At 64.4% G+C, this 21,817-nt stretch carries 22 protein-coding genes; 17 read left to right on the forward strand and 5 right to left on the reverse strand.

Annotation, left to right across the window (positions count from 1 at the left end):
* The first annotated feature begins 7 nt into the window (after positions 1–7).
* From IDT60_RS05365 to IDT60_RS05380, 4 genes are read left to right on the forward strand one after another with little or no spacing between them, the layout of a single operon-like run.
* On the forward strand, positions 8–841 hold the full coding sequence (locus IDT60_RS05365; RefSeq protein WP_191081177.1) for an exodeoxyribonuclease III: 834 nt from the start codon (positions 8–10) through the stop codon (positions 839–841).
* Between the two features lie 18 nt (positions 842–859).
* Positions 860–1,900 carry a tryptophan--tRNA ligase gene (gene trpS, locus IDT60_RS05370; RefSeq protein WP_191081178.1) on the forward strand — a complete coding sequence of 347 codons (1,041 nt, stop codon included), beginning with the start codon at positions 860–862 and terminating at the stop codon, positions 1,898–1,900.
* A gap of 4 nt (positions 1,901–1,904) precedes the next feature.
* A complete protein-coding gene (locus IDT60_RS05375) occupies positions 1,905–2,516 on the forward strand; it encodes a 2'-5' RNA ligase family protein (RefSeq protein ID WP_191081179.1) in 612 nt (203 codons plus the stop codon).
* Positions 2,517–2,553: 37 nt separating this feature from the next.
* Entirely contained in the window at positions 2,554–3,615 is a 1,062-nt protein-coding gene (locus IDT60_RS05380) for a YihY/virulence factor BrkB family protein (protein WP_191081837.1), read from the forward strand.
* Here IDT60_RS05380 and IDT60_RS05385 read toward each other — a convergent pair.
* From IDT60_RS05385 to sdhC, 5 genes are all read right to left on the reverse strand, one after another.
* Positions 3,563–4,342, reverse strand: coding sequence for a S9 family peptidase (locus IDT60_RS05385; protein ID WP_191081180.1), 780 nt, complete (start codon positions 4,340–4,342; stop codon positions 3,563–3,565). The genes IDT60_RS05380 and IDT60_RS05385 overlap by 53 nt on opposite strands.
* Positions 4,343–4,448: 106 nt before the next feature.
* A complete protein-coding gene (locus IDT60_RS05390) occupies positions 4,449–5,231 on the reverse strand; it encodes a succinate dehydrogenase iron-sulfur subunit (RefSeq protein ID WP_164201553.1) in 783 nt (260 codons plus the stop codon).
* 1 nt (position 5,232) lies between these two features.
* Complete coding sequence (gene sdhA / locus IDT60_RS05395; protein ID WP_191081181.1) at positions 5,233–7,044, reverse strand: succinate dehydrogenase flavoprotein subunit; 1,812 nt, start codon at positions 7,042–7,044, stop codon at positions 5,233–5,235.
* A gap of 104 nt (positions 7,045–7,148) precedes the next feature.
* Complete coding sequence (locus tag IDT60_RS05400; RefSeq protein WP_191081182.1) at positions 7,149–7,610, reverse strand: succinate dehydrogenase hydrophobic membrane anchor subunit; 462 nt, start codon at positions 7,608–7,610, stop codon at positions 7,149–7,151.
* A gap of 3 nt (positions 7,611–7,613) precedes the next feature.
* Positions 7,614–7,994, reverse strand: coding sequence for a succinate dehydrogenase, cytochrome b556 subunit (sdhC, locus tag IDT60_RS05405; RefSeq protein ID WP_082576094.1), 381 nt, complete (start codon positions 7,992–7,994; stop codon positions 7,614–7,616).
* Positions 7,995–8,250: 256 nt separating this feature from the next.
* Here sdhC and IDT60_RS05410 point away from each other — a divergent pair, with 256 nt between their 5' ends.
* The 13 genes from IDT60_RS05410 (at position 8,251) to IDT60_RS05470 (ending at position 21,792) form a co-directional block, all read left to right on the forward strand.
* Positions 8,251–9,384 (forward strand): mannose-1-phosphate guanylyltransferase, encoded by a 1,134-nt coding sequence (locus tag IDT60_RS05410; RefSeq protein ID WP_164201548.1) that lies wholly within the window; start codon positions 8,251–8,253, stop codon positions 9,382–9,384.
* Positions 9,385–9,470: 86 nt separating this feature from the next.
* A complete protein-coding gene (locus tag IDT60_RS05415; protein WP_191081183.1) occupies positions 9,471–10,670 on the forward strand; it encodes an amidohydrolase in 1,200 nt (399 codons plus the stop codon).
* Between the two features lie 152 nt (positions 10,671–10,822).
* The gene (locus IDT60_RS05420; RefSeq protein ID WP_191081184.1) at positions 10,823–11,257 is read left to right on the forward strand and encodes a MarR family winged helix-turn-helix transcriptional regulator; all 435 of its coding nucleotides are present in this window, start codon (positions 10,823–10,825) and stop codon (positions 11,255–11,257) included.
* A 60-nt stretch (positions 11,258–11,317) separates the two neighbouring features.
* Positions 11,318–11,743 carry an organic hydroperoxide resistance protein gene (locus IDT60_RS05425; protein WP_164201541.1) on the forward strand — a complete coding sequence of 142 codons (426 nt, stop codon included), beginning with the start codon at positions 11,318–11,320 and terminating at the stop codon, positions 11,741–11,743.
* Positions 11,740–12,762 carry an NADP-dependent oxidoreductase gene (locus IDT60_RS05430; RefSeq protein WP_191081185.1) on the forward strand — a complete coding sequence of 341 codons (1,023 nt, stop codon included), beginning with the start codon at positions 11,740–11,742 and terminating at the stop codon, positions 12,760–12,762. The genes IDT60_RS05425 and IDT60_RS05430 overlap by 4 nt, the downstream gene beginning before the upstream one ends.
* A gap of 231 nt (positions 12,763–12,993) precedes the next feature.
* A complete protein-coding gene (locus IDT60_RS05435) occupies positions 12,994–14,103 on the forward strand; it encodes a BMP family protein (protein ID WP_191081186.1) in 1,110 nt (369 codons plus the stop codon).
* A 175-nt stretch (positions 14,104–14,278) separates the two neighbouring features.
* On the forward strand, positions 14,279–15,928 hold the full coding sequence (locus tag IDT60_RS05440) for an ABC transporter ATP-binding protein (protein WP_223883896.1): 1,650 nt from the start codon (positions 14,279–14,281) through the stop codon (positions 15,926–15,928).
* A complete protein-coding gene (locus tag IDT60_RS05445; protein ID WP_191081187.1) occupies positions 15,921–17,288 on the forward strand; it encodes an ABC transporter permease in 1,368 nt (455 codons plus the stop codon). The genes IDT60_RS05440 and IDT60_RS05445 overlap by 8 nt, the downstream gene beginning before the upstream one ends.
* The gene (locus tag IDT60_RS05450) at positions 17,285–18,607 is read left to right on the forward strand and encodes an ABC transporter permease (protein WP_191081188.1); all 1,323 of its coding nucleotides are present in this window, start codon (positions 17,285–17,287) and stop codon (positions 18,605–18,607) included. Before IDT60_RS05445 ends, IDT60_RS05450 begins: the two co-directional genes overlap by 4 nt.
* Positions 18,604–19,029 carry a cytidine deaminase gene (locus IDT60_RS05455; protein WP_191081189.1) on the forward strand — a complete coding sequence of 142 codons (426 nt, stop codon included), beginning with the start codon at positions 18,604–18,606 and terminating at the stop codon, positions 19,027–19,029. Before IDT60_RS05450 ends, IDT60_RS05455 begins: the two co-directional genes overlap by 4 nt.
* A complete protein-coding gene (locus tag IDT60_RS05460) occupies positions 19,013–20,326 on the forward strand; it encodes a thymidine phosphorylase (protein WP_191081190.1) in 1,314 nt (437 codons plus the stop codon). Before IDT60_RS05455 ends, IDT60_RS05460 begins: the two co-directional genes overlap by 17 nt.
* 5 nt (positions 20,327–20,331) lie before the next feature.
* Positions 20,332–20,967, forward strand: a complete 636-nt coding sequence (locus IDT60_RS05465; protein WP_191081191.1) for a DedA family protein — start codon at positions 20,332–20,334, stop codon at positions 20,965–20,967.
* Between the two features lie 96 nt (positions 20,968–21,063).
* A complete protein-coding gene (locus IDT60_RS05470) occupies positions 21,064–21,792 on the forward strand; it encodes a DedA family protein (protein WP_164201524.1) in 729 nt (242 codons plus the stop codon).
* Positions 21,793–21,817: the final 25 nt, after the last annotated feature.

Consider the following 21,817-nt stretch of genomic DNA (forward strand, 5'->3'; position numbering starts at 1 on the left):
GGTGCGGGTGAGTTCGGCATTGGAGAAGGATTACCTTCGCATCGCATCAGTCAACGTCAACGGCCTTCGGGCTGCCTACAGGAACGGGATGGCGGCCTGGCTGGAGCCGCGCGAAGTGGACATTCTCTGCCTCCAGGAAGTCCGTGCACCTGACGCGATCGTCCGGGAGTTGCTGGGCGAGGGCTGGCACATCCTGCACGCCGAAGCCGAAGCGAAAGGCCGCGCCGGAGTGGCAATTGCGTCCCGCGACGAACCGCTGGCCACCCGTCACGGCATCGGCGACGATTACTTCGCCACTGCCGGCCGGTGGGTGGAAGCCGATTTCAGGCTGACCGACGCCGGCGGCAACCCCGTGCACCTGACCGTTGCCAGCGCCTACGTGCACTCCGGCGACGTCGGAACCCCCAAACAGGTGGACAAGTACCGGTTCCTGGACGCCATGAGCACCCGCCTGCCGGAACTCACCAAACACAGCGACCACGCACTGGTGGTGGGCGACCTCAACGTCGGCCACACCGAGCGTGACATCAAGAACTGGAAGGGCAACGTCAAGAAGGCTGGCTTCCTGCCCGAAGAACGCGCCTACTTTGACCGCTTCTTCGGTGAGGACATCGGCTGGAAAGATGTCCACCGGGGCCTGGCGGGCGACGTCGACGGCCCCTACACCTGGTGGTCACAGCGTGGCCAGGCGTTCGACAACGACACCGGTTGGCGCATTGATTACCACCTGGCAACCCCGGACCTCGCCGCTGCCGCCTTCTCGGCAGTCGTGGACCGGGCGCCCTCGTGGGACACACGCTTCTCTGACCATGCCCCGCTGGTAGTGGACTACCGGCTCTAGATCCTAAGGTTCCAACGAATGACCAGCTCAACCTCACACGGCCGCAAGCGGATCCTCTCCGGCGCCAAGCCCACGGCCGACTCCCTGCACCTGGGCAACTACATCGGCGCGGTCCGCAACTGGGTGGACATGCAATCCGCCTACGACGCCGTGTTCTTTATCCCCGATCTCCACGCCATCACCGTGGACTTCGATCCCGCGGAACTCAGCAACCGCACCCGCGTGGTGGCGGCCCAGTACATTGCTGCCGGCATCGACCCGGACAAGTGCATCTTCTTCGTCCAGTCCCATGTCCCGGAACATGCGCAGCTGGCGTGGGCGCTGAACTGCATCACGGGATTCGGCGAAGCCTCCCGCATGACCCAGTTCAAGGACAAGACCCAAAAGGCCGGCGCCGACGCCGCCACGCTGGGACTGTTCGCCTACCCCACTCTGATGGCTGCCGATATCCTGCTGTACCAGACCGACCTGGTACCGGTAGGGGAGGACCAGCGGCAGCACCTGGAGCTGACCCGGAACCTGGCCCAGCGCTTCAACACGCGCTTCGGCGAGACCTTCACCGTGCCCGAGGCCACTATCCTCAAGGCCAGCGCCAAGATCTACGACCTGCAGAACCCCACCGCCAAGATGTCGAAAACGGGGGAGTCGCCCAACGGGTCCATCCAGCTGCTGGAAGACCCAAAGCTCGCGGCGAAGCGGATCAAGTCAGCCGTCACCGACACCGGCACCGAGATCCGGTTTGACCTCGAGGAAAAGCCGGGCGTCTCCAACCTGCTGACCATCTATTCCTCCCTCACGGGCAAGTCCATAGCGGACCTTGAAGCCGAGTACCAGGGCAAGATGTACGGCCACCTGAAGGTTGACCTCGCCGAGGTGATGGTGGAGTTCATTACGCCGCTTCGGAACCGCACCAACGAGCTGATGGCCGACCCCGCCGAGCTGGACCGGCTCCTGGCCAAGGGTGCAGAGCGTGCCCGCGAAATCGCTTCCGTGACCCTCAGCCAGGTCTACGAACGGATGGGTTTCCTGCCGTCCCTGAGCCTGGCCGGAGTCCGCTAGAGCAATGCCTGCCGCCAGCACTGCCAGCGAAGGAATGAGCGTAGGCGTCATTCTGGGGTTCCCGCCTGCCATCGCCAAGGAACTGCAGCGTTGGCGTGCCTCGTTCGGGGATCCGATGGCCGGGGTGGTACCGGCCCACATCACCCTTGTCACCACCACCCTGACGGACGACTGGGAAGCCACCCGCGAACACGTCCGTAAGGTGGCGCGCAGCCAGTCCCCGTTTATGGTGACCATCTCCGGTACAGGCACGTTCCGGCCGGTCTCCCCGGTGGTGTACATCAACGTTGAAGAGGGCTTCGACGCGTGCGTTGACCTGCACCGGAAACTGCAGACCGGACCGCTCGAGCGGGAGCTGCCCTTCTCCTACCACCCGCACGTCACCATCGCCCATGATGTTGCCCCCGAGAGCCTCGACGAGGCCGAAACGGTGCTTGAAAGTTACCGGGCCACCTTCCCTGTGGTTAGCATGGGACTCTACGAGCACGATGCTGAAGGCATTTGGCAGCTACGGGAAGAGTTGGACTTTGGGACCGAAACTGACGACGACGGCGGGACCGGTGGCACCAAAACAGCAGCGGACGCCGGCGCAAACGGAGCCACCGCTCCCCACTGAGCACGCCCGCCTGAAGCTCGCCGTCATCCAGAAACGGATGGAGTGGGGCAAAGCCAGAAGGTCCGACGGCGGCCCGGTGGCCGGTCTGCTGGCCATGATGCAGTGGCTGCTCGCCAGGCTCAACGCTTTCCGGCCAATGCGCGCCTGGCAGCACTACACTCTCCAGCATGGCCCGCTCATGAGCGCCGGCATCGGCTTCAACATGTTTTTCTCCATCACGGGCCTCCTGGCCACGGGCTTCTCCATTGCCGGCCTGGTGCTCCGCGGCCAGCCTGCCCTGCTGGACACCATCATCAGCAGCGTGGCGCAAAGCGCTCCCGGCCTGCTGAAGGTCGACGGCGGAACGGGCCTGGTGGATCCCAAGGACCTGCTGAACCCGGACGGCCTCGGTTGGGCAGCGGTGATTGCTGCCGCGGTCACGGTGGTCACGTCCCTGGGCTGGATCGCCGGGCTCCGCGACGGCCTCCGCGGGGTGGTGGAACTGCCGCCGCTGAAGATCAACATCATCCTGCTGAAGCTGCGCGACGTCGGCACGCTGCTGCTTTTGGGCGTTGCCCTGGTGATCAGCGCCGGAGCGTCCCTGGTGTTCGGCACGGCCGCCGGCTGGGTCAGCGATTTCCTCCGGCTGGACCCTGCGGTGGCCGGTCCGCTGACCACGCTGATCAAGATCGGTGTGCCGCTGGTCCTGAGCTGGGTCACCGCCGTTGTGATGTTCCGCCTGGCCGGCGGGCTGAAGCTGTCGCGGCGGGCCCTGCTGGAGGGGACCGTCCTGGCCGCTGTGGGCACCACCATCCTGCAGGTGTTCAGCACCGAACTGCTGGCCGGCGCGGGCAGGAACCCGATCCTGGCGCCTTTCGCCATCATCATCGGGCTCCTGATCTGGTTCAACCTTGTCAGTCAGGTCTACCTGGTCGCGGCCGCCTGGTCAGCCGTCCGCGACGGGGACCTCAAGAGCGCTCCTGCCGGACACGAGAAGGGGCTGTGGGGTGCCCGGCACATCCAGCCGGGTAAAACGCCTGTGGAGCACCACAACGGCGCCGCGGTGGCTACTGCGGGGACTGTGCGGCGTCGAGGTACTGGTCGGCCCAGGCAGAAATGATGCGGGCGGCGCGCGCTGCCTGACCCTTGCCGGTCAGCAGGTGGTCGCTGCCTTCAAGGGACACGAAGTTCCGCGGGTGCCGGGCCGTCTGGAAGATGGTGCTGGCATTCTCGATTCCCACCGTGTTGTCGGTGGGGGAGTGCATCACCATCAGCGGCTTGTGCAGCTGGCGGATGCAGTCCGTGAGGTCCGCGTGCTCCAGGTCCTCGACAAAGTGCTTCCTGATCTCCACGCGCTTCCCGCCGAGGTCCACTTCGGCACTGCCTTCGCTGAGGATCTTGTCCAGCGCTGCATCGAACACGTGGGCCACATGCTTGGGGGAGAACGGGGCACCCACGGTTGCGACGGCGTCGAGCTCGGGGATCTGCCGCGCGGCCGAAAGCACTGCGGCACCGCCGAAGGAATGGCCCACCAGCAGGGAGATCGCCTTGCCCTGGGTACGCATGTACTCGGCGGCCTTCACCGTGTCCGCCACCTTGTGGCTGAACGAGCCCTCGGACCAGTGCCCGGCAGATTCACCCAGCCCCAGGTTGTCGAAGCGCAGCATGCCGATCCCGGTGTCTGCCAGGGCTTTGCACATCCGCGAGGCCGAGGGACTGTCCTTGCCCAGCGTGAAGCCGTGCGAAAACACGCCCCAGCCGCGCACCGGCCCTTCCGGAACGTCGATGATGCCGGAGAGCAATTCGCCGGTGGATCCTTCGAAGCTGACTTTTTCGGAGCGGGACATGGGGACCTTTTCGTTTGGTGCCGGTAGGTTGCCGTGAAACCACGGCGGCGCCCCCACCTGGAAGGTGAGAGGCGCCGTCGTCGTACTACTTGTGGTTCCGGTGGTTCTAGATCTTGCGGGAGAGGATTGCCTGCTTGACCTCGGCGATGGCCTGGGTCACCTGGATGCCGCGGGGGCATGCTTCGGAGCAGTTGAAGGTGGTGCGGCAGCGCCACACGCCTTCCTTGTCGTTCAGGATTTCCAGTCGCATGTCGCCGGCATCATCACGGGAATCGAAGATGAAGCGGTGGGCATTGACGATCGCGGCCGGGCCGAAGTACTGGCCATCGGTCCAGAACACGGGGCAGGAGGACGTGCACGCGGCGCACAGGATGCACTTGGTGGTGTCGTCAAAACGCTCACGGTCCTCGGCGGACTGCAGGCGTTCCTTGGTGGGCTCGTGGCCCTTGTTGATCAGGAACGGCATGACCTCGCGGAACGACTGGAAGAACGGCTCCATGTCCACAATCAGGTCCTTCTCCACCGGCAGGCCCTTGATGGGCTCAACGGTGATGGGCTTGGACGTGTCCAGGTCCTTCAGGAGGGTCTTGCAGGCAAGGCGGTTGCGGCCGTTGATGCGCATGGCATCGGAGCCGCAGACGCCGTGGGCGCAGGAGCGGCGGAAGGAAACGCTGCCGTCGATTTCCCACTTGACCTTGTGCAGGGCGTCCAGCACACGGTCGGTGCCGTACATGGTCACCTTGAAGTCATCCCAGGTGGCGTCCTCGGACACCTCAGGGTTGTAGCGGCGCACGCGCAGGGTGACGTCGAATGTGGGGATCTCTCCGCCGCCTCCGACGTGTGCGGGCAGTTCGATCTTTGAGGCTGGCTCAGCAAGTTCGGCGGACATCTTAGTACTTCCTCACCATCGGCTCGTAGCGGGTAAAGACAACCGGTTTGGTGGCGAGGCGGATACCGGCTGTAACTGCGGCATCTGCCGCCGCCGTTCCGTCGGCCGGGGCGTGGTCATCCTTGTACGCCATGGAGTGCTTCATGAATTTTTCGTCGTTGCGGTCCGGGAAGTCCTCGCGGAAGTGTCCGCCGCGGGACTCCTCACGGTGCAGTGCCGCCACGGTCATGACCTTGGCCAGTTCCAGCAGGAAGCCCAGTTCCACGGCTTCGAGCAGGTCCAGGTTGAACCGCTTGCCCTTGTCCTGGACGCTGATGTTCTTGTAGCGCGCCTCGAAGGACTCGATGTCCCGGAGGACCTGGTTCAGGGTGTCAGCCGTGCGGAACACCTGCATGTTGGCGTCCATGGTGTCCTGCAGGTCCTTACGGATCACGGCCACCTTTTCGTCGCCGGTGCCGTTGCGGGCAATGTTCAGCAGCTCGATGGTGTACGCCTCGGGGTCCTCGGGGAGGTCCACGAAGTCAGCCGTCTTGGCGTATTCGGCGGCGGCGACGCCGGCGCGCTTGCCGAACACGTTGATGTCCAGGAGCGAGTTGGTGCCCAGTCGGTTGGAGCCGTGGACCGACACGCAGGCAACTTCACCGGCAGCGTAGAGGCCCGGAACCACGGTGTCGTTGTCCTGCAGGACCTCGGTGGTGATGTTCGTGGGGATGCCGCCCATGGCGTAATGGGCCGTCGGGAAAACGGGGACGGGCTCCGTGTAGGGCTCCACACCGAGGTAGGTGCGGGCGAACTCCGTGATGTCCGGCAGTTTGGCGTCGATGTGCGCCGGCTCCAGGTGGGTCAGGTCCAGGAGGACGTAATCCTTGTTTGGACCACAGCCGCGGCCTTCGCGGACTTCGTTGGCCATGGAGCGGGCCACGATGTCACGGGGTGCCAGGTCCTTGATGGTGGGGGCGTAACGCTCCATAAAGCGCTCACCCTCGGAGTTACGCAGGATGGCGCCCTCACCGCGTGCTGCTTCGGACAGCAGGATGCCCAGGCCGGCAAGGCCTGTCGGGTGGAACTGGAAGAACTCCATATCCTCCAGGGGGATGCCGCGGCGGAACGCGATGCCCATGCCGTCACCGGTGAGGGTGTGTGCGTTGGACGTGGTCTTGAAGACCTTGCCGGCGCCGCCGGAAGCGAAGACCACGGACTTGGCCTGGAAGACGTGCAGTTCACCGGAGGCGAGGTCGTAGGACACAACGCCGGCAACACGCTTCTGCTTGTACGGCGTGCCGTCTTCGCGGACGGCGTCTTCCTCGACCGTCAGCAGGTCCAGGACGTAGTACTCGTTGTAGAACTCGACGTTGTGCTTGACGCAGTTCTGGTAGAGCGTCTGGAGGATCATGTGGCCGGTGCGGTCGGCGGCGTAGCAGGCGCGGCGGACCGGTGCCTTGCCGTGGTCGCGGGTGTGGCCACCGAAGCGGCGCTGGTCGATCCGGCCTTCAGGGGTGCGGTTGAACGGCAGGCCCATCTTCTCAAGGTCCAGCACGGCGTCGATGGCTTCCTTGGCCATGACCTCCGCTGCATCCTGGTCAACCAGGTAGTCGCCGCCCTTGACGGTGTCGAAGGTGTGCCATTCCCAGTTGTCTTCCTCGACGTTGGCAAGGGCCGCACACATGCCACCCTGCGCAGCACCTGTGTGCGAGCGGGTGGGGTAGAGCTTGGTCAGTACTGCTGTGCGCGCGCGCTGACCGGACTCGATCGCGGCGCGCATGCCAGCGCCACCGGCACCGACGATGACGACGTCGTACTTATGGACCTGCATACTTTGGCGCTCTTTCTCTCAAAATTCGCAATAAAACAACGGGCAGGCGTTACCCGCACCGCAAAACACGGTCCGCTGCCCGTAAGCAGCGGAGCATAGGTGGCCTAGGCGGGGCAGAAGCCGCCCGGCAGCGGGACACCGTCAACAACGGGGCACGGGTTGAAAGTGAAGATCACCAGGGTGCCAAGGACGATGATCACGGTGGTGGCCGCGTACAGCACGATCTTGAGCCAGAGACGCGTGGAATCCTTCTCGGCGTAGTCGTTGATGATGGTGCGGACGCCGTTGGTGCCGTGCAGCATGGCCAGCCACAGCATGGCCAGGTCCCAGACCTGCCAGAACGGGTCAGCCCACTTGCCGGCGACGAAACCGAAATCGATGGCGTGGATGCCCTCACCCACCAGGAGGTTGACAAAAAGGTGGCCGAAGATGAGGACTACCAGCACAATGCCGGACAGGCGCATGAACAGCCAGGCCAGCATTTCGAAGTTGCCCCGGCTGCTGCCGGTCCGGCGGTACTGGGGTGAAATCTTGCCGCTGCGCGGGCTGTCAATCGTTGCAGTCATGGCTTAGTGACCTCCAAGGGCAAGGGAAAGGTGGCGAATGGAGAAGCCGACCATCACAACTACCCACAGGGCCAGGACAGTCCACAGCATCTGGCGCTGGTACTTGGCGCCCTTCTTCCAGAAGTCGACGGCGATGATCCGCAGGCCGTTAAAGGCGTGGAAAACAATCGCGGCAACCAGGCCCGTTTCACCCAGGGCCATGAGGGGGTTCTTGTATGCGCCAATAACTGCGGTGTAAGCCTCAGGGGAAACACGCACCAATGAGGTGTCCAGCACATGGACCAACAAGAAGAAAAAGATCACTACACCGGTAATTCGGTGTCCTACCCAGGACCACATGCCTTCACGGCCGCGGTACAAGGTGCCAGCTGGTTTTGTCGGCACTGATAAACCTCCCTGCAACACAGCGGCGCTGGCATGAGATCCACGCGGGGGGAACGCCTGCTGCGAGAGCACTCGTAGCTCGAGCCTAAATCTAGGCTTCGCTCACAGCTTATTCAATTTAGGAACTCCTTGGTGACCCCGCAATGCCCGGATTTTGCTTTTAATTGAGACGAACACCACATGCAGCCGCCTGTGGAGGGGCCCGCGGACGCCCCCAAGCCCGGTGGTGGTGGGTGGTCGGCTAAAGTAGGCCTTGATGAGTACAGACAAAGTGACAAGCCCGGCATCACCCCTTGACCGTTTTATTGCGGTGATTCCGGCAGGCGGAGTGGGGACCCGCCTCTGGCCCCTGTCACGTGCAGCAGCTCCCAAATTCCTTCACGATCTCACTGGTTCAGGCAGTACGTTGCTGCGGGCCACCTACGACCGTCTCGAGCCCCTCGCGGGCCGCCGGGTCCTGGTTGTCACCGGGACGGCCCACCGCGCGGCAGTGTGCCGTCAGTTGCCTGAGATCCAGGACGCCGACCTCGTGCTCGAAAGCGAGCCCAAGGATTCCGGCGCCGCAATCGGACTGGCCGCCGCCATCCTGCATGAGCGGGATCCGGACACCATCATGGGTTCCTTCGCCGCGGACCAGGTGATCAGCCCGGACCACCTGTTCCACGCAGCGGTGCGGGAGGCCATCCATACGGCCGCAGCCGGCAAGATCGTGACCATCGGCATCAAGCCCACGCACCCGTCCACCGGCTTCGGTTATATCCGGGCCGGCCAGGAGCTGCATATCGAGGGTGCCCCCAGTGCGCAGGCAGTGGTGGAGTTTGTGGAGAAGCCGGACGAAGAAGTGGCCCAGCAGTACGTGGACAGTGGCGAGTACGTCTGGAACGCGGGGATGTTCGTGGCTCCGGTGGCCCTGATGCTCAAGCACCTGGAAGCCAACCAGCCCGAGCTGTTCAACGGCCTGCTCGAAATCGCCCGGGCGTGGGACACTCCGGACCGCGACGCCGTCACGGCCCGTGTCTGGCCTACGCTGCCTAAGATTGCCATCGACTATGCGGTGGCCGAACCTGCGGCGGCCGCCGGCGACGTCGCCGTGGTGCCGGGCACATTCGGCTGGGACGACGTCGGGGATTTCGCTTCCGTGGGCAGGCTCAACAGTGCGCGGGAAGTGGACGACGTCACGGTCATCGGTGAGGGCGCGCGTGTGTTCACGGAGAACGCCAGCGGTGTGGTGGTTTCCGACACCAAGCGCGTGATTGCCCTGATCGGTATTAAGGACGTGGTCATTGTGGACACCGGAGATGCCCTGCTGGTGACCACCAAGGAGCACGCCCAGCGGGTCAAGGGCGCTGTTGACGCGCTCAAGGCCAGCGGCGATACCGACGTCCTGTAGCCCCGTCCGTGGTGTCAAGGCGCGGCGCGGGCTGTAACGCTACGCCTCGATGACGCTATTTTGTGGACGCTCGCTAGAGTAAATGAGTGCGTAATTACACTACTGAAGCCGAGCCCACCGCATTGGTGCGGCCATGGCTGGAGCCGCTCCTGCCGGAACTGATCGATTTCCGCAGGGATCTCCATGCGCACCCGGAGCTCTCCTTCAAGGAATTCCGCACCACGGACAAGCTAGTTGAGCGCCTTGAGGCTGCAGGCCTGGCGCCGCGGCGGCTTGAGGGCACCGGCCTGACTGTGGACATCGGCGAAGGACCGATCGCCACGGCCCTGCGCGGCGACATCGACGCATTGCCGATCATCGAGGAAACCGGGCTGCCGTTTGCCTCAAAGAACCATGGCGTGACGCACGCCTGCGGTCATGATGTCCACACCGCCACGATGCTTGGCGTCGCTTTGGTCCTGCAGAACATGCATGAGGAGTCCCCGCTCGGCGGCACCGTCCGGATCATCTTCCAGCCCGCCGAGGAGACCATGCCCGGCGGTGCGCTGTCCTGCATCGAGCAGGGCGTCCTGGATGGCGTGCCGCGCATCTTCGCGCTGCACTGTGACCCGAGGATCGACGTCGGGCGCATCGGCACGCGCATCGGCGCCATTACGTCCGCGTCGGACACCATCAAGATCGAACTCACCGGACGCGGCGGCCACACGTCCCGGCCGCACCTGACAGAGGACCTGGTGTTCGCCCTGGCGCAGATCGCCGTGAATGTTCCGGCCGTGCTCTCCCGCCGGGTGGATGTCCGCAGCGGGGTATCCGTGGTGTGGGGCCAGATCAACGCCGGCTCGGCTCCCAACGCCATCCCCGGCACCGGCTACATGGCCGGCACCATGCGCTGCCTGGACCGCGACGCCTGGCACGATGCCGGCGAACTTCTGGATGAGGTGGTGCAGCAGGTCGCCGCACCCTATGGCGTGGACGTGCACCTGGAACACACCAGGGGAGTGCCGCCGGTGGTGAACTCCGAACACGAGACGGCGCTGATCGAGGCTGCAGCCCGCGCTGAACTCGGTGAGAGTGCTGTCACGCTCACGCCGCAGTCCATGGGCGGGGAGGACTTCGCGTGGTTCCTGGCCGAGCGGCCGGGTGCCATGATGCGCCTGGGCACCAAAACTCCCGGCGGCGAAGAATACGACCTGCACCGCGGTGACTACATCCTGGACGAGCGTGCGCTGGGCCTCGGCATCCAGGTCCTTACCGCCGCGGCCCTGCGGACCATCCGCGACCTCTGACCAACTCCGCCCCGAACGGACACCGCAGGCCCCGCCAAGGGCTCCAGGGTGTCCGTTCGTCGTTAAGAAGCCGCCTCCTTCTCCGCGCCAGGTCAGCGGCGGCATGCGGGATTAAGTTGTGCACAATTGAATTGTGCACTATTGTTGTTGCTATGACTGAAGCTCCCCGCCTGGACCGCCAAGTGTGCTTTGCGCTGTACTCAGCGTCACGGGCCGCTACGGCCGTCTACCGGCCCGTGCTCGAAGACCTCGGCCTGACATATCCGCAGTATCTGGTGATGCTGGTTCTCTGGGAATCGGAACCGAGGGGAGTCAAGGAACTCGGCGAAGAACTGGGGCTGGACTCCGGGACGCTGTCGCCGCTGCTCAAGCGCCTTGAGGCCATGGGGCTCGTCGAGCGCCGACGGTCCGGGGAAGATGAGCGCCGTGTTGTTGTTCATCTGACCCCCACGGGGCGGGCGCTTAGCACCAGGGCCGGCGCGATTCCCCAACGCCTGGCTGACGCCGCCGGACTATCAGGTGAGGAGCTGGAACAGCTCCGCACCACCCTGGAACGGCTCACCCAGGCCCTGCACCGGGCACACTGAACGGTTCCGCTGAGCACGCAAGTTTCCGTAAACCCATATCCAACAGGACGGACCCAACCCATGAAAACTCTCTACACTGCCGAGGCGCTGGCCTCCGGCGAAGGCCGCGACGGCAATGCACGCACCAATGACGGCAAGCTGGATGTGAGCCTGGCCAGCCCCGTTGAGCTGGGCGGCAACGGCAAAGGCACCAATCCGGAGCAGCTCTTCGCGGCCGGCTACGCGGCCTGTTTCCACTCGGCGCTCCGTCTCGTGGGGCGCAAAGAGGGCGCCGACCTGACTGACTCCGCCGTGGCAGCCAAAGTCCACCTCGGCGCCGTGGGCAACGGTTTCGGCCTTGCAGCAGAGCTGGAGATCGCGGTTCCGGCCCTGGATCTCGCCACCGCCGAGGCCCTTGTGGCCAAAGCACACCAGGTCTGCCCCTATTCCAACGCCACCCGCGGAAACATGACCGTAGACATCAAGATCCTGGAGTTCGCCGCATGAGCATCGCCACTGCACTTCCTACGTCCACCCGCGAAATCCGTCTGGCGTCCCGTCCGGCAGGGCGTCCGGTACCCGAAAACTTCCGCCTGGCAGAGTCGGCATTGCCGGAGCTTCAGGACGGCCAGATCCTGGTGCGCAACCTCTACATCTCCGTGGACCCCTACATGCGCGGCCGCATGAACGACGTCAAATCCTACTCGGCGCCGTTCGCGCTGGATGCAGCGCTCGACGGCGGTGCCGTAGGTGAGGTGATCGCGTCCCGGTCCGAAGCGCGGAAGGCGGGGGACGTCGTCGTCCATCAGCTCGGGTGGCGCGAATACGCGGTGCTGGACGCGGATGCCACAACGGTTGCCCGCACGGACCTCGCTCCGGCGTCGGCCTTCCTGGGTGCGCTGGGCATGACCGGCCTGACGGCCTATGCGGGCCTGCTCAAGGTTGGCGAGTTCAAGCCAGGCGATGCAGTGTTCGTCTCCGGGGCCGCCGGGGCTGTTGGTTCACTGGTTGGCCAGATCGCCAAGGCCATGGGCGCCTCCCGCGTTATCGGCAGTGCCGGGACGCCGGAGAAGGTGGCGCGGCTCCTGGAGCTGGGCTTCGACGCTGCCTTCAATTACCGCGACGCGCCTGTCCGCGACCAACTCAAAGCGGCCGCGGACGGCAAAGGCATTGACGTCTACTTCGACAACGTGGGCGGCGAACACCTGGAAGCTGCTTTGGCCGAGCTGAATGTTGGCGGGCATGTGGCCATGTGCGGCGCAATCGCCCAATACAACGCGACCGAGCCCACACCGGCTCCGCGGAACCTTATGCTTGCCATCGGCAAACAGCTGACGCTCCGCGGGTTCCTCGTGGGCGGCCAGCGCCAGCACCGCGCGGAATTTTTCGAGAAGATGTCTGCCTGGCTGGCAGACGGTTCGGTCCGCTATGACGAGACTGTGGTTGACGGTCTGGAGAACGCACCCCGGGCCTTTATGGACCTGCTCGACGGTGCGAACACAGGCAAGATGCTGGTCCGCCTCTAGCGGCAGGATGGCCGCCTGCGGGCGGCCATCTACTCGTTGGTAACAAATTCTCAACAATCTCCGGGAACCGGCGCCGATGTGGTAGCGGATGTGCTGCGGGCCACTAATGTGGGTCCTATCAGTGCGCTTCGGCGCAGTGCTGCGAAGCTATCAGTGAAAACAGAATTTCAGTGTAGAAACGGACACTCATTGAATTCGGGTCGTAGCGCCACTCTCTCCCTGGAGGAAATTTTGAAGAACACTCTGCGCGCAAAGTTCAAGCGTGGTTCACTGTTCGGCGTGGCCTCAGTGGGTGCTACGGCACTTCTGCTGACCGGCTGCGGCGCAGCACCTGAGACCGGCGGCACCGCCACTGAGGCGGCGAGCGACTACACCGGCTGCATCGTCTCTGACTCCGGTGGATTCGACGACCAGTCCTTCAACCAGTCCTCCTATGAAGGGCTCAAGAAGGCCGAGGCGGACCTCGGCATCAAGGTCAACCAGGTCGAGTCCAAAACAAACAATGATTTCGAGCCGAACCTCCGGGCCATGGTTGCGGCCAATTGCGACCTCACCCTGACCATTGGCTTCCTGCTGGGTGACGCCACCAAGGCCCAGGCCGCGGCCAACCCGGAGAGCCACTTCGCCATCGTGGACTTCGCCTACGACCCGCCCATCAGCAACGTCAAGCCCATCATCTATGACACCGCCCAGGCAGCCTTCCTGGCCGGGTATCTCGCTGCAGGCAGCACCAAGACCGGAACGGTGGCCACGTTTGGTGGCATCAAGATCCCCACCGTCACCATCTTTATGGACGGCTATGCCGACGGCGTGAAGTACTACAACGAGCAGAAGGGCACCAACGTGAAGGTCCTGGGCTGGGACAAAGCCTCCCAGGACGGCAGCTTCACCGGTGACTTCGAGAAGCAGGACGTGGGTAAGCAGCTGACCCAGAACTTCCTGGACCAGGGCGCGGACATCGTGATGCCCGTGGCCGGCCCGGTAGGCAAGGGCGCCGGCGCGGCCCTGAACGAAGCGAAGGCTGCCGGCAAGGACGTCAAGCTCATCTGGGTTGACTCCGATGGCTTCCTGACAGCTCCCGAATACAAGGACATCATGCTGTCCTCGGTCATGAAGCTCATGGGCGAGGCCGTGGAGACCGTGGTGAAGGAAGACAAGGAAGGCAAGTTCACCAATACGCCGTACGTCGGCACACTGGCGAACGAGGGCGTCCAGCTGGCACCGTTCCATGGCTTCGACTCCCAGGTCCCGGCTGAACTGAAGTCCGAGCTGGAACAGCTGAAGAAGGACATCGTGGACGGCAAGATCAAGGTCGAGTCTGCGGCAAGCCCCAAGGCGTAGCTCTCCCGCTGAGCGCCACCCCCGGATGGTCATCGACTGGCCGGGCGGTGGCGCTTTTCGTTGGAACGCATACCCCCAGCCCTACCGCCCACCCGGGACTGCAGGCACTAGGCTGTTGCTGCAGCCTCATATCCCGTCCGGTACGGATACGGACGCTTCGAGATTGGTCAGAGTTTTGAAACTTGAACTCAGAGGGATCACCAAACGCTTCGGCACCCTGCTCGCCAACGACCACATAGACGTGGTGGTTGAACCCGGACAGATCCACTGTCTGCTGGGCGAGAACGGGGCCGGCAAATCCACCCTGATGAACGTGCTGTACGGGCTGTACGAGCCCACCGAGGGCGAAATCCTCGTTGACGACAAACCTGTTTCCTTCCGCGGCCCCGGCGACGCCATGGCTGCAGGCATCGGCATGGTGCACCAGCACTTTATGCTCGTGCCGGTCTTCACCGTGGCCGAGAACGTGGCGCTTGGTGCTGAGGCAACCCGGGCCGGGGGCTTCCTCAACCTGGATGACACCCGCCGCAAAATCAAGGAAATCTCGGACCGCTACGGGTTCGACGTCGATCCGGACGCCCTTGTGGAGGACTTGCCGGTTGGCGTCCAGCAACGCGTGGAAATCATCAAGGCCCTGGTCCGCGACGCCAGGGTCCTTATTTTGGATGAGCCCACTGCCGTGCTGACGCCCCAGGAAACCGACGAACTGCTGGACATCATGCGCCAGCTCAAGTCCAACGGCACTTCGATTGTGTTCATCTCGCACAAACTGCGTGAAGTGAAAGCGGTCTCGGACACCATCACCGTGATCCGGCGCGGCAAGGTGGTGGGATCCGCCAGCCCCGGCGACTCCACCACGGCGCTGGCCTCCATGATGGTGGGCCGCGCCGTGAGCCTCACCCTCGACAAGGCCCCTGCCAAACCCCAGGAAAAGACCTTCCAGGTCAAGGACCTCACCGTCATCGCCCCCAACGGCCAGCACACCGTTGACGGCATCAGCTTCGATATTGCCCGTGGCGAGATCCTGGCCGTTGCGGGAGTCCAGGGCAACGGCCAGACCGAACTCACCGAAGCCATCCTCGGGCTGCAGGACCGCGTCCACGGCTCCATCCTTCTGGACAACGTGGAACTTGTTGGCCGCAGCGTGAAGGAGGTCCTGAACGCCGGCGTCGGCTTCGTCCCCGAAGACCGGTCCGTTGATGGTCTGATCGGCACGTTCTCCATTGCCGAAAACCTGGTGCTTGACAGATACGATCAGCCGCCCTTTGCCAAGGGCATCAGCATGAGCCCGGCGAAGGTCCTGGAGAATGCGAAATCCCGGATCGAAGAGTTCGATGTCCGGACACCCTCCGGCCTGCTGGCCGCAGGCACCCTGTCCGGCGGCAACCAGCAAAAGGTGGTCATGGCCAGGGAGCTGTCCCGGCCGCTGCGCCTTTTCATCGCCTCACAGCCCACCCGCGGCGTGGACGTCGGCTCCATCGAATTCCTGCACAAGCGGATCGTTGCTGAACGGGACCAAGGCACACCGGTCATGATCATCTCCACGGAACTGGATGAGGTCATGGAGCTCGCCGACCGGATCGCCGTGCTGTACAAGGGCAAACTGGTGGGCATTGTCCCGGCCGGCACCGGGCGTGATGTCCTGGGCCTGATGATGGCGGGTATCTCCGCGGAGGACGCCGCCGGCCCGGAGCACGCAGGTCCGGGCGCCGTACAGGCCGATATGCCTGCCACTGGCACAGCAGTTCCTACGCCCCCGGCCGACACGAACGCTGCCGCAGACCGTCGCGCAGCCTCCAGCCCCGAAGGAGGCGATCATGCCTGAAGAGCATCACCCTAAGCACGCCGACCAGCCCGCGAAGCCGCACGAACCGAGCGCGGCAGCAGAAGAGACCGCCGCTGTAGTGGCCGTGGATACGGCGGGCGGCGCCATCAGCCCGTCGGCAGTGCCCGCAACGGCCCAAAGCGGAAGGCTCCCCGGCGGACCTGACACGCTGATGCGGAAGATCTTCACCGGCAGCGGCATGGTCTCGGTCCTGGCCGTGCTGCTGGCGCTCATCCTCGGCGGGCTGCTGATTGCTGCTACGGACGAGCGGGTGGCAACCACCTCCGGGTATCTGTTCGCCCGCCCGGCCGATTTCCTTTCCGCCGTGTGGAACGCCGCTACCCGGTCCTACATTGCGCTGTTCCAGGGTTCTGTCTTCAACCCCCGGGGTTCCAGCCTGGCCGTTCAGTTCGCGCCGCTGATGGAAACACTCACTATCGCCACACCGCTCATCACAGCGGGCCTTGGCGTGGCCCTGGCCTTCCGGGCCGGCCTGTTCAACATCGGCGCCCAAGGCCAGATCATCATGGCCGGCATCCTGGCGGCCTGGGTCGGTTTCGCGCTGCACCTTCCGTTGGGACTGCACCTGCTGCTGGTCCTCGTGGCAGGCATCGTGGGCGGCGCCCTCTGGGGTGGCCTGGTGGGGCTCCTGAAAGCCCGGACAGGTGCCCATGAAGTCATCCTGACCATCATGTTCAACTACATCGCGCTCTATTTCCTGCGGTACCTGCTGAACACTCCGGCGTTCCAGCGTCCGGGGGAGTCCAACCCGATTTCGCCCATCCTGGACCCCACCGCTGTCTACCCCCAGATTTTCGGCTCCCAGTACCGCCTGCACCTGGGCTTTATTCTCGCTATCGCGGCCACCGTCCTGGTGTGGTGGCTGCTTAACCGCTCCACTGTGGGCTTTGAATTCCGGGCGGTGGGAGCCAACCCGAACGCCGCCCTGACCGCGGGAATCAACGTTTCCCGGTCCACCATCCTGGTCATGGCCATTGCCGGTGCGCTGGCAGGCATGTCCGGCGTTGCCCAGGTGGCGGGCACGGAAAAGGTCCTGACCGACGGTGTCGCGGCAACGTACGGGTTTGACGCCATTACGGTGGCACTCCTGGGACGTTCGACGCCGTGGGGCACCTTCGCCGCCGGCCTGCTGTTCGGTGCCTTCCGCGCCGGCGCCGTTCAGATGCAGATCCAGACGGGAACCCCCATCGACATCGTCCTGGTGGTCCAGTCGCTGATTGTCCTCTTTATTGCGGCCCCGCCGCTGGTGCGGGCAATCTTTGGGCTGAACCCCCGCCGCAAGAAGCCGGCCAAGGCTGGCAAATCCCAGCAGGCAGCAACCACCGGAGGTGCAGCATGAGCGCAACAGCAACATCGCCCCTGCCGGGACCGGGAACGCCCGGAACAGCGCCCGGGTCCGAGGTCCAGGCAACATCCGGAAAACCGGTGGTCTGGAAGACTCCCGTGATGCTCTCCGCACTCGGAATCGTCGCCTTCGTATTCTTCGGCCTGATGGCTTCGGACCAGACGGCAAAGTTTGGAATCTCCACCGGCGGTGATTTCTTCCAGCTCCCTGCAGTGGAAGTTCCTGCCATGGCGGGAGGCATTGTCCTCTCTGTACTGATGCTTGGACTCGCGGCCTATGCCGTGTACCTGAAGACAAAAAACCGGCCGGTTCCGGCCTGGCTGACCATCACCTTCACGGTATTGTTTGTGGCCGCCTTCCTCATCTGGGTGGTGGGCGGCGCCCGCACGCCGAGCATTTCACTGGCCGGGCTCATCGCCGGGTCGGTCACGCTGGCGGTTCCGCTGGTCTTCGGCTCGCTGTCCGGTGTGCTGTGCGAGAGGGTCGGCGTGGTCAACATCGCCATCGAAGGCCAGCTCCTGGGCGGTGCGTTCACCGCAGCGATCGTCGCCAGCGTCACGCAGAACCCCTTTGTTGGACTGCTCGCAGCCGCTGTTGCCGGTGCGGTGGTGTCCATGGTGCTGGCTGCATTCAGCATCAAGTACCTGGTCAACCAGATCATCGTGGGTGTGGTGCTCAACGTCCTCGTCTCCGGCCTGACGGGCTTCCTGTTCAGCACCGTGATGCAGGAGGACAAGGCCAGGTTCAACTCACCGCCGGGCCTGGAGATCGTCGAGATTCCCGTCCTTTCCAGCATTCCGATCCTCGGTCCCATCCTGTTCAAGCAGTCAGTGGTGGGGTACCTGATGTACGTCGCCGTGATCGTGGTGTGGGTGGGGCTGTTCAAGACCAAGTGGGGCCTCCGGGTGCGTGCCGTCGGCGAACACCCGCAGGCGGCCGACACCATGGGCATCAAGGTTAACGCCACCCGCTTCTGGAACGTGACCCTCGGCGGCGCCATTGCCGGCATCGGCGGATCGTTCTTCACCCTCGTGGCCATCGACAGCTTTACCAAGGAGATCTCCGGCGGACGTGGCTTCATCGCCCTGGCCGCCCTGATCTTCGGGCGGTGGAATCCGATCGGGGCGTTCTTCGCTGCCCTGCTGTTCGGGTTCGCTGACAACCTGCAGAGCATCGTGACCATCATCGGAACGCCCGTGCCCAGCCAGTTCATGGCCATGCTGCCGTACCTGGTGACAGTGCTCGCCGTCGCAGGGCTCGTGGGCAGGTCGCGGCCGCCGGCGGCCAGCGGCATACCGTACGTCAAGGGATGACGCGGGTGGACGCCGAAATCATCGACTGGGATGTGCTCAAGGCCGAGGCAACACGGGCCATGAAGAACGCCTACGCCCCGTATTCGAAGTTCCCGGTGGGGGCCGCGGCCTTCACCGCGGACGGACGGCTGGTGAGCGGCTGCAATGTGGAGAACGCCAGCTATGGCCTCACGCTTTGCGCCGAATGCGCTTTGGTGGGAAACCTGCACATGACCGGCGGCGGCCTTTTGCGTGCTTTTTACTGCGTAAATGCTGCCGGCAACGTGCTGATGCCGTGTGGCCGCTGCCGGCAGCTGCTGTATGAATTCCGCGCTCCGGGCATGGAGCTGATGACCACCCAAGGCATCAAATCGATGGACCAGGTGCTGCCCGACGCCTTTGGTCCCCAACATCTGGAGGGCTCCGGTGACACAGGCAACTGAGGCGTTCGACGCCGTCGACATTATCCGTATCAAGCGTGACCGCGGCGTCCTTAGCCCTGAGCAGATCGATTGGACCATCGACGCGTATACGCGCGGTGCCATCGCGGACGAGCAGATGGCTGCGCTGAACATGGCCATCCTGCTCAACGGCATGGACAGGGCGGAGATCTCCCGGTGGACAGCGGCCATGATCGCTTCGGGGGAACGGATGGACTTCAGCGCACTCCGGCGGCCCGACGGCGGCGTGAAGGCTACCAGCGACAAACACTCCACCGGGGGAGTGGGGGACAAGATCACCCTTCCCCTGGCACCGCTTGTGGCCGTATTCGGCGTGGCCGTCCCGCAGCTGTCCGGCCGGGGCCTTGGCCACACCGGCGGCACCCTGGACAAGCTTGAGTCGATTCCCGGCTGGCGGGCAGACCTGAGCAACGACGAGATGATGGCCCAGCTCCAGGATGTCGGCGCCGTGATCTGTGCTGCCGGGGCCGGACTGGCACCCGCGGACAAGAAGCTCTACGCCCTGCGGGATGTCACCGGCACGGTGGAGGCAATTCCGCTGATCGCCTCCTCCATCATGAGTAAAAAGATCGCCGAGGGCACAGGCTCCCTGGTCCTCGACGTCAAAGTGGGCAGCGGCGCGTTTATGAAGGATGAGGCACGCGCCCGGGAACTGGCTGAGACCATGGTGGCCCTGGGCAAGGACGCAGGCGTTAATACTGTGGCGCTCCTGACCAACATGAACACACCTCTCGGCCTGACAGCCGGAAACGCCATCGAGGTGGAGGAATCCGTGGAAGTCCTGGCCGGCGGCGGACCGGAAGACGTGGTGGAGCTGACCGTCCGCCTGGCCGAGGAGATGCTCGCCTGCGCCGGCGTCCGCGACGCCGATCCCCGCGCCGCGTTGCAGGACGGCCGGGCCATGGACGTGTGGAACCGTATGATCGGGGCCCAGGGCGGCGATCCGCGGGCCAAGCTGCCCGTGGCCAGGGAATCCGAGGTCATCCTGGCACCGGCCGACGGTGTCCTTGTGGAACTGGATGCCATGGCCGTCGGAGTGGCCGCATGGCGCCTGGGGGCCGGCCGGGCCCGCAAGGAGGACGCAGTGCAGCTAGGCGCGGGCGTCCGCCTGCACGCGAAGCCGGGGGCCATGGTCCGCGCCGGCGAACCGCTGATGACATTGCTCACCGACACCCCGGAGAAGTTCGCGCGCGCCAAGGAATCCCTGGAGCACGCGGTGACGATTGCTCCGGAGGGGGCCCGCCCGACACAGCAGCTCATCATCGACCGAATAGCATAGGAAGAATGCAGGCCATCAATGAATTCATCCTCGCTGCCGCCGGACAGCCGTGGGTGCTCCTGCTTGTACTGGCCTGCTGCCTGATCGACGGGTTCTTCCCGCCGATCCCCAGCGAATCCGTGGTGGTCGGCCTGGCCGCCGTGGCCGCCACGGCGGACGTCCCCAACCCCTGGCTGCTGATGCTCGTGGCGGGCCTGGGGGCGTTCTCCGGCGACAACATCGCCTACCTCATCGGACGCCGCGTGGGGACCAGGCGCTGGCACTGGATGCGGGGCCCCCGGATGCAGAGCGCGTTCCGCTGGGCCGGGCATGAATTGAGGAAGCGGCCGGCATCACTGATCCTCGTGGCGCGCTTCATCCCCATCGGGCGGGTGGCCGTTAATCTCACCGCCGGCGTAACCCGCTATCCGCATCTCCGCTTCGTGGGCCTGACGGTCCTCTCCGCCACCCTCTGGGCCTCCTATTCCGTGGGGATCGGACTTTTTTTCGGCCAGTGGTTTGAGAACAACCACTTCCTCGGCGCCGTCATCGCAATCATCTGTGCGGTGGGCCTGGGAATCGTCGTGGACCTGATTATCAACCGCGTCCGGGGCAAAGTTCCGGTTGTGGAGCGGCTGAAGGATCCTGACGCCCAGGGATGAGTTGCGGGCGTAGCGGGCGGCCTCCCGGGCATGGGACACTGAAGGGCGATTAACGTCACTTCCGGCAGCAGCATTTCGTCTAGGAGCAGCACCCGCGTGGAGTTTATTAATGAGGCCGTGCTCCATGCAGCGGGCCAGTGGTGGATCTACCCCGTCCTGCTGATGTTTTTCTTCATTGACGGCTTCGCCATGGTGGTTCCCAGCGAAACGCTGATTGTGGCCCTCGCAGCGTTCTCAAGGCATAGCGGGGAGCCCAATCTGTGGATCCTCGGCGCGACAGCCCTGGTAGGTGCCATCGCCGGAGACAATATGGCCTTTATGCTGGGCCGCAAGATCGGCTTGGAACGCTGGAAATGGATGCGCCGGCCCAAAATCCAGAAAGCCTTCGGCTGGGCACGGTACGAGCTGGACAAGCGCGGTGCCGTCCTGATCTTCACTGCGCGCTACATCCCGTGGGGCCGTGTTGCCGTTAACTATGTGGCCGGCAGCACCGGGTTCGGGCACCGCCGCTTCTTCCTTCTGGACGCTTTCGCCTGCCTCACCTGGGTTGGCTACTCCATCGGCATTGGCCTGCTCGCCAGCTCCTTCCCCTGGCTGCACCACAACCCCCTGCTGAGCGCTGGCATCGCCGTTGTGTTTGCGATCGTGCTCGGCATCCTGATCGACCACCTCCTGCGGATGTGGCACAAGCACCTGGCCCGCAAGGATGCGGAAACCGTGGACGAATGGCTCGACGGCGGACCGGAAGGTGCGCTGCCCGTCCCCGCCACGGGATCACCCCTCCTGGCGGCCGCACCGGCGGATGCCGAGCAGCACGGAAAGTAGCGGCTGGCATAAGCCGCCTGCCGAC

It is taken from the genome of Pseudarthrobacter sp. BIM B-2242 (assembly GCF_014764445.1).
Lineage (GTDB): Bacteria > Actinomycetota > Actinomycetes > Actinomycetales > Micrococcaceae > Arthrobacter > Arthrobacter luteus_A.

What these genes read in the sequence shown, in the direction of transcription:
- trpS (WP_191081178.1), top strand. Translation starts at nt 860, where the DNA reads ATGACCAGCTCAACCTCACACGGCCGCAAGCGGATCCTCTCCGGCGCC.
- IDT60_RS05375 (WP_191081179.1), top strand. Translation starts at nt 1,905, where the DNA reads ATGCCTGCCGCCAGCACTGCCAGCGAAGGAATGAGCGTAGGCGTCATT.
- IDT60_RS05380 (WP_191081837.1), top strand. Translation starts at nt 2,554, where the DNA reads ATGGAGTGGGGCAAAGCCAGAAGGTCCGACGGCGGCCCGGTGGCCGGT.
- IDT60_RS05385 (WP_191081180.1), bottom strand. Translation starts at nt 4,342, where the DNA reads ATGTCCCGCTCCGAAAAAGTCAGCTTCGAAGGATCCACCGGCGAATTG.
- IDT60_RS05390 (WP_164201553.1), bottom strand. Translation starts at nt 5,231, where the DNA reads ATGTCCGCCGAACTTGCTGAGCCAGCCTCAAAGATCGAACTGCCCGCA.
- sdhA (WP_191081181.1), bottom strand. Translation starts at nt 7,044, where the DNA reads ATGCAGGTCCATAAGTACGACGTCGTCATCGTCGGTGCCGGTGGCGCT.
- IDT60_RS05400 (WP_191081182.1), bottom strand. Translation starts at nt 7,610, where the DNA reads ATGACTGCAACGATTGACAGCCCGCGCAGCGGCAAGATTTCACCCCAG.
- IDT60_RS05410 (WP_164201548.1), top strand. Translation starts at nt 8,251, where the DNA reads ATGAGTACAGACAAAGTGACAAGCCCGGCATCACCCCTTGACCGTTTT.
- IDT60_RS05420 (WP_191081184.1), top strand. Translation starts at nt 10,823, where the DNA reads ATGACTGAAGCTCCCCGCCTGGACCGCCAAGTGTGCTTTGCGCTGTAC.
- IDT60_RS05425 (WP_164201541.1), top strand. Translation starts at nt 11,318, where the DNA reads ATGAAAACTCTCTACACTGCCGAGGCGCTGGCCTCCGGCGAAGGCCGC.
- IDT60_RS05430 (WP_191081185.1), top strand. Translation starts at nt 11,740, where the DNA reads ATGAGCATCGCCACTGCACTTCCTACGTCCACCCGCGAAATCCGTCTG.
- IDT60_RS05445 (WP_191081187.1), top strand. Translation starts at nt 15,921, where the DNA reads ATGCCTGAAGAGCATCACCCTAAGCACGCCGACCAGCCCGCGAAGCCG.
- IDT60_RS05450 (WP_191081188.1), top strand. Translation starts at nt 17,285, where the DNA reads ATGAGCGCAACAGCAACATCGCCCCTGCCGGGACCGGGAACGCCCGGA.
- IDT60_RS05455 (WP_191081189.1), top strand. Translation starts at nt 18,604, where the DNA reads ATGACGCGGGTGGACGCCGAAATCATCGACTGGGATGTGCTCAAGGCC.
- IDT60_RS05465 (WP_191081191.1), top strand. Translation starts at nt 20,332, where the DNA reads ATGCAGGCCATCAATGAATTCATCCTCGCTGCCGCCGGACAGCCGTGG.